This is a genomic window from Proteus sp. G2675, assembly GCF_963886535.1.
GTDB lineage: Bacteria > Pseudomonadota > Gammaproteobacteria > Enterobacterales > Enterobacteriaceae > Proteus > Proteus mirabilis.
Genome location: NZ_CAWPCB010000028.1, coordinates 1 through 15606 on the forward strand (window position 1 = coordinate 1; position 15606 = coordinate 15606).

15 protein-coding genes and 2 pseudogenes are annotated in these 15606 nt (G+C 37.5%); 12 read left to right on the forward strand and 5 right to left on the reverse strand.

Annotated features, from left to right (window positions below; genetic code table 11):
• From AACQ49_RS07310 to AACQ49_RS07350, 9 genes and pseudogenes are all read left to right on the forward strand, one after another.
• Window positions 1-267 (forward strand): annotated as a pseudogene (locus AACQ49_RS07310) (hypothetical protein); the annotation flags it as partial.
• A gap of 179 nt (window positions 268-446) precedes the next feature.
• Window positions 447-596 (forward strand): hypothetical protein, encoded by a 150-nt coding sequence (locus AACQ49_RS07315; protein WP_155289805.1) that lies wholly within the window; start codon window positions 447-449, stop codon window positions 594-596.
• Between the two features lie 72 nt (window positions 597-668).
• The gene (locus tag AACQ49_RS07320) at window positions 669-1586 is read left to right on the forward strand and encodes a hypothetical protein (RefSeq protein WP_049203039.1); all 918 of its coding nucleotides are present in this window, start codon (window positions 669-671) and stop codon (window positions 1584-1586) included.
• Window positions 1587-1656: 70 nt separating this feature from the next.
• Complete coding sequence (locus AACQ49_RS07325) at window positions 1657-1878, forward strand: hypothetical protein (RefSeq protein ID WP_223307222.1); 222 nt, start codon at window positions 1657-1659, stop codon at window positions 1876-1878.
• On the forward strand, window positions 1878-2354 hold the full coding sequence (locus tag AACQ49_RS07330; protein WP_004247669.1) for a hypothetical protein: 477 nt from the start codon (window positions 1878-1880) through the stop codon (window positions 2352-2354). Before AACQ49_RS07325 ends, AACQ49_RS07330 begins: the two co-directional genes overlap by 1 nt.
• Before the next feature lie 231 nt (window positions 2355-2585).
• A pseudogene (locus AACQ49_RS18455) lies at window positions 2586-2735 on the forward strand (RHS repeat-associated core domain-containing protein); the annotation flags it as partial.
• Between the two features lie 357 nt (window positions 2736-3092).
• Window positions 3093-3524, forward strand: a complete 432-nt coding sequence (locus tag AACQ49_RS07340) for a hypothetical protein (RefSeq protein ID WP_017628420.1) — start codon at window positions 3093-3095, stop codon at window positions 3522-3524.
• 200 nt (window positions 3525-3724) lie between these two features.
• Window positions 3725-3949, forward strand: coding sequence for a hypothetical protein (locus AACQ49_RS07345; RefSeq protein ID WP_049203041.1), 225 nt, complete (start codon window positions 3725-3727; stop codon window positions 3947-3949).
• Between the two features lie 83 nt (window positions 3950-4032).
• The gene (locus AACQ49_RS07350) at window positions 4033-4995 is read left to right on the forward strand and encodes a hypothetical protein (protein ID WP_129623644.1); all 963 of its coding nucleotides are present in this window, start codon (window positions 4033-4035) and stop codon (window positions 4993-4995) included.
• A 137-nt stretch (window positions 4996-5132) separates the two neighbouring features.
• Here AACQ49_RS07350 and AACQ49_RS07355 read toward each other — a convergent pair whose 3' ends face one another.
• From AACQ49_RS07355 to asnS, 4 genes are all read right to left on the reverse strand, one after another.
• Window positions 5133-5315 (reverse strand): type II toxin -antitoxin system TacA 1-like antitoxin, encoded by a 183-nt coding sequence (locus tag AACQ49_RS07355; protein ID WP_223307224.1) that lies wholly within the window; start codon window positions 5313-5315, stop codon window positions 5133-5135.
• Between the two features lie 104 nt (window positions 5316-5419).
• The gene (locus tag AACQ49_RS07360; protein ID WP_012367734.1) at window positions 5420-6610 is read right to left on the reverse strand and encodes an amino acid aminotransferase; all 1191 of its coding nucleotides are present in this window, start codon (window positions 6608-6610) and stop codon (window positions 5420-5422) included.
• Window positions 6611-6962: 352 nt separating this feature from the next.
• A complete protein-coding gene (locus tag AACQ49_RS07365; protein WP_062814348.1) occupies window positions 6963-8096 on the reverse strand; it encodes a porin in 1134 nt (377 codons plus the stop codon).
• A 341-nt stretch (window positions 8097-8437) separates the two neighbouring features.
• The gene (asnS, locus tag AACQ49_RS07370) at window positions 8438-9838 is read right to left on the reverse strand and encodes an asparagine--tRNA ligase (RefSeq protein ID WP_004244664.1); all 1401 of its coding nucleotides are present in this window, start codon (window positions 9836-9838) and stop codon (window positions 8438-8440) included.
• 73 nt (window positions 9839-9911) lie between these two features.
• On the opposite strand from asnS, the gene AACQ49_RS07375 reads away from it, so the two are divergent.
• Window positions 9912-10103, forward strand: coding sequence for a hypothetical protein (locus AACQ49_RS07375; RefSeq protein WP_017827340.1), 192 nt, complete (start codon window positions 9912-9914; stop codon window positions 10101-10103).
• A gap of 14 nt (window positions 10104-10117) precedes the next feature.
• Here the strand turns inward: AACQ49_RS07375 and pncB are convergent, their stop codons facing one another.
• Window positions 10118-11332 carry a nicotinate phosphoribosyltransferase gene (pncB, locus tag AACQ49_RS07380; RefSeq protein WP_004244666.1) on the reverse strand — a complete coding sequence of 405 codons (1215 nt, stop codon included), beginning with the start codon at window positions 11330-11332 and terminating at the stop codon, window positions 10118-10120.
• 341 nt (window positions 11333-11673) lie between these two features.
• On the opposite strand from pncB, the gene pepN reads away from it, so the two are divergent.
• Both pepN and pyrD read left to right on the forward strand, forming a co-directional pair.
• Window positions 11674-14289 carry an aminopeptidase N gene (gene pepN / locus AACQ49_RS07385; RefSeq protein WP_129623645.1) on the forward strand — a complete coding sequence of 872 codons (2616 nt, stop codon included), beginning with the start codon at window positions 11674-11676 and terminating at the stop codon, window positions 14287-14289.
• Between the two features lie 203 nt (window positions 14290-14492).
• Window positions 14493-15503, forward strand: coding sequence for a quinone-dependent dihydroorotate dehydrogenase (gene pyrD, locus AACQ49_RS07390; protein WP_004251935.1), 1011 nt, complete (start codon window positions 14493-14495; stop codon window positions 15501-15503).
• Window positions 15504-15606 lie beyond the last annotated feature (103 nt).

Below are 15606 nucleotides of genomic sequence, written 5' to 3' on the forward strand. Positions count from 1 at the left end.
GAGAGCAAACGGAAGAAATTTGTTGGTTATTATCCAACTAATTCACTTTCAGGATGTTTTGACAGAACAAATTCTATTTATCGGGAATATCCCAATGGATTAATGATTGAGAAGCCAGTTCTCATAAAAAATAACATTACTGATGAGTATCTATTTACTATTGATGAGGATATTAGCCGAATCTTTGTTACGGATAAATTTAAACAAAGAGTAGAAGATGCAGGTTTAATGGCTTTCGATTTTTCAGTGGAAATAGAATTATCGTAAAAATAAAAAAGAAAGTAAAATTTTTCAATTATTGACTAACCAGTTACTAGACTTTTTGTGTCAAAAAAAGTCGTGATTTAAAAATTATCGTTACTAGTCAATATTTAGCAGGTAATGGTTATGAAAGTCTGTGTCTGTATTTCGCTTTACCATTATCAGACAATGAACCTGAGTGGCGAGTGGTTGAGCACTGGCTTAAAGACGGTAAACGCTGTTTAGAGCATACCGAACTGACCTATGATTTAGCCCAACGAACCCTTATTACAGCAAAACGAGGTGCGAAAAACCTTCCGTTATGTCAATGCATTGAATTAAACTTGATTTTTTGAATGGGATTCAGGTAAATGTTGGCCGAAATCCCAAATTTTATGATTGGAATATAACGTTTGAGGAATGGTAGGATGAAAGAGATAGAACAATTTTATCGTGAATTAGAATCAGCTATTAATTTTATTTTAGAAGATAAAGAGTATTATGATTTTATAGATAATGCTTTAGTCGATTATATAGAAAATGCTACTAATAAGTTTATTTATGAATGGAATGATGATTTCTTTGAAAAAAAATGTAAAATAACACTTAATATTAATGCCTTACTAAATGAAAAAAGTAGCATGATCGTGCTTTTATTAAGAGATTTCTTAATGGAGGAAAAAGATAATTATATTGAGTTGATCAATTATTTTTATTTTTCTGTATTGGAGTGTTATTGTGAAGAATACTTTGGCAACAAAATAGAAAAAAATTTAAATGAACTAATTGCTGTATATTTTATCACATTGTCTTATTTTTCTCTAGATGATCAACTTGTTGTTTTTAAAAGTCTAATTAAAAATATTAAAGCTAACAATGAATTTATTGATGATAAGTTTTCAGAGACTTTAATACCACTTGTTTTTTATCTTTCCAAGAAAAAATCAAACTCAGTTAATGATAAATTGAATAATGATATTGAGTGGGGGATAAAAGAATTCAATTTTAATTTAAAATATAAAAAAATTGTTGATGGTTTTTTTCATAATGAAGATATAAGCTCATTATTAAATAAACTTTGCAATTATCATATATCGATAAATTATCCTAAAATTAACTCAACTGAAAACTCTAATCATGTAATTTACAAATTAATACCTTGTGAAGTAATAGTGTTACTTAGAATGAGAGAGTTAAATAAATTACCTATTAATAATATTGATCATCAACTAATAAATAGATTTAAGATGTTTTTAAATAAAGATATACCTTTAAGTAATTTTAATCGTTCATTAAGAAAATCTATTTTACATAAAGCATTACATAAAATTAGTCAGAATCACTGAAAAATCGTTGAGTTGTAGTTATGCTCGGGATATAGAACAGATAATTCTTATTATTCAACATATGGCTTATATGAAAACAACAAAATCAGCGACAACTTATAAACTTGATTATCATCCTGGTGGTTTAGGAATTCAGAAGAATATTCATCGAAATGATTATTGGAAAGTTTATAAATCTACAAGTAAAACTTCTGATGAAGTTTTAGGGAGAATAGGTCATGGTGATTTTAAAAACTATGATCTTATTAAAGAATCGCCAGTTTATATTGATAGCGTATTAATGAATGGTTGATGAAAATGATAGATTTTAGCGCCTCTATAATAAGTTATAAATCAATGGGTAATATTTTTGTTGGTGAAAATATTAGTCTTTACATTAGCGAGTTGTATGAACATCATGATGTCAGTCAATCTAATTATTATTTACCTAATGAAGATTGTAGGATAGCTTATTATATTGATAATATTCTAACTATAGCAACATTATTAGATGGGACGATTATTTCGATTGGGTGTAACGAGAAGTATAAAGGGAAATATAAAAATAAACTATATTCTGGTATGTTAATGGGAGAATTAATTAAACTAACAAGAAGTCAGCGTATATTAAATGGATCTATTATTATAGATGAAGATTATGGTATTTCTTTTATACTACCTTCCCCTTATGATGAAATCGCAGATTATATAGAACATATTCCATTAGATCTAAGAATAAGTGAAATCTATGTGTCTGACTATTCTTTTTGGGCATCGAATAAAAAATAGTTATTCAATTAGGCAGTGAAACGGGATATTGCCGACTTCCCTTAAAATAAGACAGCTATAATTAGAATATCTGCCCTAAAATTGAAGAGATTATGATGAAAAAACTCGTTTAATCGTGAACAGAACCTGCGCTTTCAAGGGCAGTATTTCGACAAAGACAAATTTGTCGGGAACAAATTTGAACAGCGCTTGCGCTGGCCCATAGGGCGAGTATCAGGATGATACGAGTATACTGGCCTGCATTATAATACGTTCAGGTACTATGCCCCGGATTTAGGCCGTTTTACCCAGCAAGACCCAATAGGGTTGGCAGGGGGGATAAACTTATATGCTTATGCGCCAAATCCATTGACATGGGTGGATCCGTGGGGGCTGGCGTGTATAGGTAAGATGCAACCATACCGGTTTGACGATGTTAGGGTCAAAGGGCCTCATTTAGATATATCTGTTAATGGTAGAAAGATTACTGAAGCTAAGTTGGGGTTTGATAAATCCGGCAACCTTATATGGGAGTGTTGTGATAATATTAAAGGAACCAGTAATAAATCGTTAAATCAAGCTGATAAATATATTAGGAATTTAATGGAGAATAAAAAAATAATGGAGCAGGCCAAGATTCAAGTTACTCAAACAATGGATGATTTTAAAAAATATTAAGTGATTCAAGTAGCAGTAAAAACTAAATTGAGTTAGCCGAAAGAGGCGTGGACAAGTTCTCTAAAATGTTGGAAAAATTAAATGAACCTAACTAGTTTTTTAAAGACGGGTACCTATTTATCATTAAAAGTAGGTGCCAGTGAAAAAGACGTATACTCTGTCTTTTCAAAAGAAGATTTGGGTCAAAAGTATTATTTTGATAATGCAAATAAACATGAAGGGTTCTCATATTTTTATGATGCATTAGAAATAATGATAATTAATTCAGTAGTGTACTCTATAGGATTTGATTTGGCTCGTTGCCCTGTATTTATATTGAATGATTTATCTATATGTAGTGAAACAAGTTTTGAGCTTATAATGAGGTATCTTGATGTTGCAGATATAGGTTGGTCTTTTGAAAATAAATACTGTAATGGCCGTGAGTTGACAATCAAAACAGAGGGGAACGTTTTACTTGGATGTGTTTACGATAAAGGCAATTATTGGTTATCAAAAATTAAAGTGTTTTAATTTATAAAAGTCTAGACTTCGGTTGATAATTATTTTAGCTAATTATAGCTGGAGGTCAGATATAATAAACATTAAAGCTAAATACGATATTGTGCATAAAAAGAAAATTTTAAATTATGCTCGTAATAGTAAAAATTTTACTAAAACTTGTTGATATTTGAAATATTCTGTGTCCACACACCGAAGCACCGCATAACCAAGTGCCTCATAGTGACCGCTTTGATTATCGCTACGACGGTTTTGGTCGCATGGTCTCCCGCTATGAAAAAGGCAGTAGCTCGGGGCAACGTTATCACTATGACAGTGACCACCGCATTATCGCGGTGGATATCGACCAAGGGCCCTTAGGGTATCAGCGAGCGGAATACCGCTACGATATCTTAGGGCGCCGGATTGAAAACGGTTATGGAAAGCCAATACAATGACCTATCACCAACATGAGCCGGATAAAGTGTACAAAAGGCTCTAGATGAGATCCTATAACAACTGAAAAAGGGAAAGAAAGATAATGGAGTATATAACTAATAAACATTGGGCCAAATATATCAAGGGATATATTTTTACTGGTTGTGCAATCCGAAATAAAAATATCGTGTACTTTTGTTTGCGCAAAGATATTCCATACGAAAAGGCTCGAAACTTATGGAACAGTGAAATACCTAGTATGTTATTAGCTATCTATTTAGACACACCAGTCACACCTACAGGGTATGTGAGTATTACTGGATTTGATAATCCCAAAGTAGGCGTTTGTTTAAAACCGAAAGAACAAGGGATGCTTGCATCTAGAGGTGATGATGGTGTTGTGGTGTGTGTGGGCAGTGGTGCTAATTTGCCACCAGAAAAAGTTATGGATGGTGACTATGCAAATCCTAAAAATATTAAATGTGTTGGTGGATATGCTTATTATGTTGGTACTTCGCGCGAAATTTATAAACGAGTGGATATTGGAAAATGGCAGAGAATTCAACATGGGATACCAGGAGGAGAAACCAATACAGATATGGGATTCACTGATCTCGATGGTTTCTCTGAACAGGATATGTATGCCGTTGGCGGTGCAGGTGATGTTTGGCATTATAATGGCGAAATCTGGTTCCCCTGTGGTTTTCCCTCTAATGAGCAATTAAGTGCAGTTTTATGTGCCCCTGATGGTTATGTGTATATTGGCGGTGAAGGGGGCAGTTTATGGCGAGGGCGTGAATACCAATGGGAAAAACTTTATCACGGCAGTTCGGCTATTTTACTGAACCAGTTGCGTTGGTTTGAAGATAAAGTGTGGGCATGTGATGACTATCGCTTACAGTGTTGGAATGGTAAAGAAATGGTCCGTCCCAAGGATGGTGATAAAAATGTTATCGCCTCAGGTCATATGGATGTCCGCGATGGGATTTTAGTTGTAGCTGATGATTATAATGTTGATCTGTATGATGGAACCGCTTGGCATAAGATAGTGAGACCTTATAAATAATAGGATTATTGTGAACATCAAGGCCTTATTGGAACTTACCCCTCCAGAGTTCTAAAGCCTTTTCACCGGAGGAAAAACCTCCTGCATATGGCCTATTTTGCGTGGTTCAGGTGCTGTCAGTTTCAATGTCATTCCTCTTAAGGGGATTTAGACATCACTGTTTTTCGTAATGTTTCGTTGCTTACAAGTGTTGCATCAAGTGGGTTGATAAATTCCTGATAAACTTCGGAATTAACATTTATGACTCGCAGATCTGTCAGTGTTTCTTCGGCTGAACGTCGAACGGCTTTCAAAACAAGTTCAGTATGGTTTTTTCCCACAGCACGAATAAAACAATAAAAAACCCAACAACATATCTAATTAAATGCTGTTGGGTTATAAAACGTGTTATCTAACGGTATGCTTTAATACGATGAAAAAGCCATTAAAGTACAGCGACAATGGCTTCACATAATGGAACCATATTTTCCAGTGTTAAGCCTGCGACATTAATACGACCAGAGCCGACAATATAAATACCATATTCAGCACGTAGACGTTCAACTTGCTCTTTATTAAGGCCACTAAATGAGAACATACCATTTTGGTCAATAATAAAGCTGAAATCTTGTTTTGCGCCTTTTTCTTGTAACGTTGTCACCAGCAATTGGCGCATACGCTGAATGCGCTCACGCATTGTGGTGAGCTCTTCAATCCACTCTTCTTTTAACTCTGGGTTAGATAAAATAGTGGTAACCACAGATGCACCATGTGCCGGTGGATTAGAGTAGTTTGCGCGAATAATCGCTTTGGCTTGGCTAAATGCTTTCTCAGCAGTATCGCTCTCTTTTGCGACAATAGTGCAAGCACCTACACGCTCATTATAAAGGCCAAAGTTTTTTGAATATGAGCTTGCAACAATCAGCTCAGGATTGCTTTCAGCAAATAGGCGTAAGCCTTGCGCGTCTTCTTCAAGACCATTAGCAAAACCTTGGTAAGCAAAGTCAAATACTGGTAACCAACCTTTCTCAGCGGATAAGGCAGCCAGTTGACGCCATTGCTCTAGCGTTGGGTCAATACCGCTTGGGTTATGGCAACATCCGTGGAATAGCACAACATCACCTGCTTGTGCATTTTGTAGGCTGGCTAGCATACCTTCAAAATCTAAACCGTGGCTTTCTGCATCATAATAATCATATTGGCAAATCTCTAAGCCTGCAGTCTGAAAAATATTATTATGGTTGGGCCAAGTCGGGTTACTTATCCATACACGTTTAGCATTAGTTTGCTGAGCAATAAAGTCCGCAGCAATACGTAATGCCCCAGTACCACCCGGAGCTTGTGCTGTACGTGCACGTTTTTCTGTGATGATAGGGTGTTGTTCACCAAACAACAGCGCTTGAGTGACCGCACCAAACTCAGGAATACCGCTAATAGGAAGATAATTTTTAGTGGATTCGTTTTCTAATAAATATTTTTCTGCTTTTTTAACGGTGGTGAGTACAGGTGTTTTACCTGTTTCATCCTTATAAACACCAATCCCTAAGTTAATTTTGTTTTCACGAGTATCAGAACGGAAACTATCAGCTAAACCCAGAATAGGATCGGCTGGTGCAGCAATGATTTTCTCAAACATAGTGTAATTATTCCCTAAGCTCAAAACGAAGCCGAATTATGAGTAACAAGAGTAACGCTATAGAATCGGTTTGCCAACAGTTTGTAGAGAAATTAGCAAGAAGTTGTGAACTAAGTGAGAATAAATAGCAAAACAAGATGTAAATAAGTAAATCTTTCGTGATTACATTAACATGTAAATATAACCACTAAAAATAACCAATAGTTTAGTATAATAAACTGTTTATCTAGGTGTTAGAAAAGGAGGAACAGAAAAGCGAGCAACATAAATAGGATAGGAAAATAAAAAAGCAACACCGAAGTGTTGCTTTTCAAATCAATTAACTTGACTGTTTAATTACCTTAAAGGGTAATTAGAACTGATAAGTCAGACCTAAACCAACTACGTTGTCAGTTGCAACGCCGTAAGTTTTAGTGAAGTCATTGTCATCTAACAGGTTGATTTTATAATCAACAACTGCAGTCATGTTTTTGTTAAATTTGTAGAAAGAACCTACAGAGATATATTTAACTAAATCTTGGTCGTTACCTTGAGCAACACCTAAGTCTTTACCTTTAGATTGAACATAGGCTAAAGATGGTTTGATACCTAAATCAGCAAAATCATACTGTGCAGTTAACTCGATATTTTGAGTTTTGTTAGCAATATCTTTATATTTACCGAAATAAGTCATGTTACGGGTTTCACCGTACATTGCTGCTAAGTAAACATTGTTAGCTTCGAATTTACCACCAACGTTCCATGCTTCAGCACGTTCACCACCAGCTAAGCTTGCGTGTTGTTGTGGTGCTGTACGAGCAGAACTTGAGTAACCACCACCCAGTGTTACGCCCCAGCCTAAGTTATAAGCGGTAGAGAAACCAAAACCGTCGCCATTTGATTTAGCATCTGCTTTATTTGACGCTGGATCTTTTGGATCATATGTACCACGAGTATTGTTGGTGTTTTCGTTATTTTTGCCTTGATATTGCAGAGCAAAGCTTAAACCATCAACATAACCGAACATATCAGTGTTACGGTAAGTTAATACGCCAGTAGTACGACCAGTCATATAAACGTCAGTTTGCGCCATGGAGTCACCGCCCCATAAAGGCAGAACGTCAGTCCATGCGTTGGTGTCATAAATTACACCGTAGTTACGGCCGTAGTCTAAAGAACCGAAGTCAGCAAATTTCAGACCAGCAAAAGCTAGACGAGTTTTGTTGTTACCTTCGCTTCCTTCAGTATTATTAGTTTTAACTTCGTACTCGAAACGACCAAAACCAACTAAGTCTTTATTGATTTGAGTTTCGCCTTTGAAACCGATACGTGCACGAGATGCATCACCGTCTTCACCAGAATCTTTGTCAGCGAAGTAATGACGAACGTCAACTTTACCGTAGATATCTACTTTGTTGCCGTCTTTGTTGTACATTTCAGCTGCGTTTGCTGCACCAGCAAACATTAAAGCTGGGATTACCACTGCAAGAATATTGCGCTTCATCATTATTATTACCCTCATTGGTGTTATTCAGACACCTTTGCCACTGCCAGAAATAGTTTCTTAATTTTTATGGAACTATTTATGAGAGTTAAGTGTCGTCTGTGTCGGGTGACAGTGTTCCATTGGTAAAAAATTTTATCTACCCCGAATTTGCTACAAAATCGAAAAAAGTGTAACAAATTGTAACAATGTATTTCAAAGTGTGTATTTGGGGGAACTTTTCCATCAAATTGTAGCCATGCATAAAAAAAGCCAACCCTGAGGTTGGCTTCTGGTATAACTAAAGTTAGTACAATTAATCAGCAACACAAATGTTTTTTGTTGGCTACTAATTAATCAAACTATTAGAAATCGACATTTCTTGGTGTACGTGGGAATGGGATCACTTCACGAATATTTGTGACACCAGTCACATAAGCAACTAAGCGTTCAAAGCCGAGACCAAAACCAGAGTGTGGTACTGTGCCATAACGGCGTAAATCACGATACCACCAGTAGTCTTCTTTATTCATACCCATCTCAGCTAAACGTTTATCAAACATCTCTAAACGTTCTTCACGTTGAGAACCACCAATGATTTCACCGATACCTGGTGCTAACACATCCATTGCCGCAACTGTTTTACCGTCTTCATTCATACGCATATAGAATGCTTTGATATCTTTCGGGTAGTTCTTCACAACCACAGGGGCTTTAAAGTGTTTCTCAGCAAGATAGCGCTCATGCTCGGAGGAGAGGTCAACACCCCAATAAACTGGGTTTTCAAATTTCTGGCCGCAATTTTCTAACACAGTAATCGCATCTGTGTAGTCAATTTGTGCGAAATCAGAAGCGATAAAGTGCTCTAAACGTGTAATGGCTTCTTTATCAACGCGTTGAGCAAAAAACTCCATATCATCTCTGCGCTCAGCTAACACGGCAGAAAAGGCATATTTCAGCATTTTTTCTGCTAATCCGGCGATATCATTCAGATCAGCAAAAGCCACTTCAGGTTCAACCATCCAGAATTCAGCCAAGTGACGACTAGTATTTGAATTCTCAGCGCGGAAAGTTGGGCCGAAAGTATAGACTTTACTTAATGCAGAGGCATAAGTTTCGCCGTTTAATTGTCCTGATACGGTTAAGAAAGCTTCGCGACCAAAAAAGTCTTCGCTAAAATCAACTTCGCCTTTATCAGTACGTGGCAGGTTGTTCATATCTAAGGTAGAGACACGGAACATTTCACCCGCACCTTCGGTATCCGCCGCCGTAATTAATGGCGTAGAAACCCAGAAAAAGCCTTGTTCATCGAAGAAACGATGTAGTGCTTGTGCCAAGGTATGGCGAACACGTGCAACAGCACCAATTAAGTTTGTGCGTGGACGAAGATGAGCAACTTCACGCAGATACTCAACGCTGTGACGTTTAGCGGCCATCGGATAAGTTTCCGGATCATCAACCATTCCTACTACCACAACTTTGGTCGCATGAATTTCAAAGTTCTGACCTTGACCCGGAGATTCAACAATTTTACCGGTGACTTCCACAGAGCAACCTGTGGTTAAGTGCAGCACTTCATCTTGATAATTCGGTAAATTATTATTAATGATGGCCTGTACTGGATTAAAGCAGGAACCGTCATAGACGGTAAGGAATGAGATACCAGCTTTTGAATCTCTTCTTGTACGTACCCAACCGCGAACGGTGACGTCTTCGCCAACCGCGATACGGCCTTGCAGTACGTCGACTACAGGCGCAACGATCATAAATAAATCTCTCTTCGTTTAATTAAAATAATTGTTTAGTAAATTCATTCTGCCCCTGTCGGACAGTTTTTCTATGTTACTTGCAATAGCGCAGGAAACAAGTAGGAAATTTCAGTTTAAAGAGGGAATCAGCAAGAGAAAAGCCTTTATAGAAAATATTTTGCTAAAAATAGGTAAAATCAGTCGAATAGTGGGGGTGATAGCAAAAAGAAAGGGCAATATTGGCCCTTTCTTTATAGATAGAATAGATAGAGTGAATAGATAGCGATTTAATCTTTATTAACAAGCTTGCCTAACAAGAGGAACATCAAAGGCTTTACGTAGCTTGTCGACAAACTCATCATCTTCACAAATGGTTTTACCTGGACTATCTGATAATTTAGCAACAGGTTTACCATTACACTCCACCAGCTTAATCACAATATTAAGAGGTGTAATATTCGGGATATTACAAGTCAATCTGGTGCCGATACCAAAAATTAAGCGGATACGCTTATGGAAATGCTTATAAAGTACTAAGGCTTTCTGAAAGTCGAGACTATCAGAGAATACCAATACTTTACTCATCGGATCGATGCCGAGCTTTTCATAATGAGCAATGGCTTTTTCACCCCATTCAATCGGATCACCTGAGTCATGACGTAACCCTTGATAACGGCTGGCGAATGGCATATCAAAGTCACGTAAGAATGCATCCATAGTGATACAATCAGTGAGTGCAATACCGAGTTGATCTGGGTATTCATCTAACCATGATTGCAATGCAGCCCGTTGACTATTGGCAAGCTCAGGACTAATTTGCTGATGTGCTTGGAACCATTCATGGGCTTGTGTGCCTACGGGGGCCAGTTGCATACGTTCAGCAAAATGATAGTTACTGGTGCCGATAAGATAAGGGAAATGATTTTTTAATTCATCGACAATGGCACGTTGCACATCATAAGAAAAGCGACGACGAGTACCAAAATCCATCAATTTGAAATCCGCTAAATCAATCTGTTGTTCAGCCGCATCACGATAGAAAATATCGATAAGTTTGCGTAATTGAATAACAGCGTCATCAGCGGTGATTTGTGGCGAACGAGCACGGTGGACAATTTCACTCACCAATGCTAACAAAGGAACTTCCCATAAAATAACTTCACGCCAAGGGCCAGTTATCTTAATTGTCAATTGATTGTCAGCAGTGGTCGCGATATGCACTTGCTCGGGTTTAAAGCGAAAATGTTTAAACCATTGCAGATAGTCATTTTTAAAGAAAGGCAGGCTTTGAAGATAGCCAAACTCTTCATTAGTTAATGACAAGTCTGCCATCATATCCACTTGATGGCGTAAGGTTGTTGCATATTCACCTAGACGTTCATCACTCCGGCAGCGGAATTCAGCAACGACAGGAATATCACTATAATGATGGTAAACCGCCTGTTGCATGTGGAGCTTGTATGCATCGGTATCCAACAGTGATGTAATAATCGGTGTAGCGTCTAAAATCATAGCGCGTCAAGCATCCTCACGGAGCGTTTTTATGTCAGCTAAATCGTTAAGGTTGGAGAGTATACCCGAATATGATGATAATGCGTCACTATTCGTTAATATTTCTCTGCGACATAAAAACAAGCTGTAAATCTCTATTGAGTTTACCACGTTAAACATAATTTGGGAGTATGTTAGCATCAATTAGCAAATAAATTAGTTACACATATTAATATCCCATTAACATTCTATTGACTTTTAATGTGCTCAATTGAATATTCGACTAGCTAAACCGTTTTTTGACGAGTAAGCTTTGGTTATATAACCGTAAAATAGTCGTGTTAACTAAAAGGCTTTTTTCTATGACACAACAAAGAATTGCTAAATATCGTAAAGATTACCGCGCCCCAGATTACACCATCACTGATTTGCATCTTGATTTTATCTTAGATAAAGAAAAAACACAGGTTACTGCTATTAGCCAATGCAAGCGCTTAGCGACAACGGTAACGCCGTTGGTGTTAGATGGGGAAGATTTAACATTAAAATCTATTTTTGTTAATGATGTTGCTTGGACACACTATAAAGAAGAAAACGGCAAACTCATCATTGACCAATTGCCTGAACAGTTTACGTTAAAAATTATTAATGAGATTAACCCATCAGCTAATACCGCGTTAGAAGGGTTATATGTTTCTGGCGATGCGCTATGTACACAGTGTGAAGCGGAAGGTTTCCGTCATATTACTTATTATTTAGATAGACCGGATGTTTTAGCGCGCTATACCACCACGATCACTGCAGATAAAAAACAGTATCCTTATCTATTATCTAATGGTAACCGTGTTGCACAAGGTGATCTTGAAGATGGTCGTCATTGGGTGACTTGGGAAGATCCGCATCCTAAACCAAGTTATCTCTTTGCATTAGTGGCGGGAGACTTTGATGTATTACGCGATACATTTAACACTAAAAGTGGTCGTGAAGTTGCTTTAGAGTTATTTGTCGATAAAGGTAATCTTGATCGTGCTGATTGGGCGATGACATCACTAAAAAATGCCATGAAATGGGATGAGTCACGCTTTAATTTAGAATACGATCTCGATATCTATATGATAGTCGCCGTTGATTTCTTTAATATGGGAGCAATGGAGAATAAAGGGCTTAATGTCTTTAACTCTAAATATGTTCTTGCTAAAAGCGAAACAGCAACAGACAAAGATTATTTAGGGATTGAATCTGTTATTGGCCATGAATATTTCCATAACTGGACAGGTAACCGTATTACTTGCCGTGACTGGTTCCAATTAAGCTTAAAAGAGGGATTAACGGTTTTCCGTGATCAAGAATTTAGCTCTGATTTAGGCTCTCGCTCAGTTAATCGTATCAATAACGTGCGTGTTATGCGTACAGCACAGTTTGCCGAAGATGCAAGCCCAATGGCTCATCCAATTCGTCCAGATAGTGTGATTGAAATGAATAACTTCTATACCTTAACGGTATATGAAAAAGGGGCGGAAGTGATCCGTATGATCCACACGCTACTCGGTGAAGAGAAATTCCAAGCGGGTATGCAGATGTATATTCATCGTCACGATGGTAGTGCAGCGACCTGTGATGATTTTGTACAAGCGATGGAAGATGCCTCTAATGTTGACCTGACTTTATTCCGTCGTTGGTATAGCCAATCAGGTACACCGGTATTGACTGTACGTGATAGCTATGACGCACAAAAACAGCAATATACATTAACCGTCAGCCAAATGACGCCACCAACGGCAGATCAGGCGGAAAAACAAGTTCTACATATTCCGTTAGATATTGAATTATATAATCAACAAGGGGAGGTTATCCCTTTACGTTCACAAGGTCAGCCGGTTTCTAATGTATTAAATGTGGTGAGAGAAGAGCAGCAGTTTATTTTTGATGATGTTGCTCAACAGCCAATTCCTTCATTATTGCGAGAATTCTCTGCGCCAGTAAAACTTGATTATCCTTTTACGGATGAGCAACTCTCATTCTTAATGAAACATGCACGTAATGCTTTTTCTCGTTGGGATGCGGCGCAATCTTTATTAGGTCGTTATATTAAAGAAAACGTTTCGCGTGTTCAAAAAGGGCAACCATTAATTTTACCTGAAATGGTAATTGATGCTTTCCGTGCTGTATTGCTTGATAAAGATATCGATCCTGCCTTGGCGGCACTTATTCTGACATTACCTACCGATGTTGAAGCGGGCGAAGCTTTTGCTATTATCGATCCTATTGCTATTCATCAGGCCTTAGGTTTTATTCGTAAAACTTTAGCCACTGAAATGGCTGATGAGTTCTCTGCGGTTTATCACTCAATGCATATCGGTGCTTACCGTGTCGATCATGGTGATATTGCTAAACGTGATTTACGCAATGTCTGCTTGGGTTATTTAGCCGTTGAAAACCAGCAAACGGGTAATCAATTGGTTGAAGCGCAATATCACAATAGCGACAATATGACCGATGCACTCGCGGCCTTAAATGCCGCAGTAATGGCACAATTACCTTGTAAAGAGGCACTATTACAAGAGTTTGATGATAAATGGCATCAAGATGGCTTGGTAATGGATAAGTGGTTTAGCTTACAAGCAATGAGTCCGGCAACTGATGTATTACAAAGAGTACGCAGTTTGCTATCACATCGCTCTTTTACTTTAGCTAACCCAAATCGTACTCGTGCTTTAATCGGTGCGTTTGTGAATAATAACCCTGTAGCTTTCCATGCAGAAGATGGCTCAGGTTATTTATTATTGACAGAAATTCTGACTGACTTAAATAGCCGAAATCCACAGGTTGCATCTCGTCTTATTGAGCCGTTTATTCGTTTGAAACGCTATGATGCTAATCGCCAAGAGAAAATGCGTGCCGAGTTATTAAAGCTAAAAGCCCTTGATAACTTATCAGGTGATTTATATGAGAAAATCACTAAAGCATTAGCAGATTAACACTATACCGCTATCACTAATTAAGTGATAAGAAGGTATTAAGTTAGCATGATAATTAGATCCCCAGCATATTCTGGGGATTTTTTATGGTGAATTGTGCAATTGAAACGTTTACTTTTCGTGCTTTTATCTATATGATGCTCGACGCTTAAATCGTCGTAGACATATCATTCCTAATACCCGATATTCTCAATGGAGATCGTATGTATTATTCCTTAGTAAGGAAGGCATTGTTTCGGCTAGATCCTGAACGTGCCCATGATTTTACCTTTCGTCAGTTAAAACGCTTATCTCATTCCCCATTTCAATTTCTTATTCAACAATCACTTCCTGCCAAACCCGTTTCTTGTATGGGACTTTCATTTAAAAATCCTCTCGGTCTTGCCGCCGGCCTTGATAAAAATGGTGATTGCATTGATGCACTAGGGGCAATGGGTTTTGGCTTTATTGAAGTGGGTACTGTTACACCACGAGCACAAGTAGGTAATGACAAACCGCGTCTCTTTCGCTTAGTAGAAGCAGAAGGCTTAATTAATCGAATGGGGTTTAATAATTTAGGGGTTGATAACCTAATAGAGAATGTAAAACAATCTCAATATGGTGGTGTGCTGGGTATTAATATCGGTAAAAATAAAGATACCCCCGTAGAGCAAGGAAAAGATGATTACTTAATCTGTATGGAAAAAGTTTACCCTTATGCAGGTTATATTGCGATTAACATCTCTTCACCTAACACCCCCGGCTTACGGACACTCCAATATGGTGAAGCATTAGACGATTTATTATCTGCGATTAAAAATAAACAACTTGAGTTACAAGGGAAATATCAAAAATATGTGCCTGTGGCCGTTAAAATTGCCCCTGATCTTACTCATGAAGAATTAATCCAAGTTGCAGATAGCTTAGTGCGTCACCATATTGATGGCGTAATTGCGACCAATACAACATTAGACAAATCATTAGTGAGTGGATTAGATCACTGCAATGAAGCCGGTGGATTAAGCGGTCGTCCGGTTCAATCAAAAAGTACACAAATCATTCGACAACTAAATGAAGAGTTAAAAGGCGCTTTACCTATTATTGGGGTAGGGGGGATTGATTCATTGACTGCCGCACGCGAAAAAATGGATGCAGGTGCTTCTTTAATACAAGTCTATTCAGGATTCATTTATCATGGTCCTGCACTTATAAAATCTATAATTAATCATATTTAATTACATCCAATAATCAGTTAAGGGCTTTTCTTCTGCCCTTAACTCGTTTATATTGCCTCTAGTTGATTATTTTTTATTAAATGGCAGTGATTGTGCTTAATTA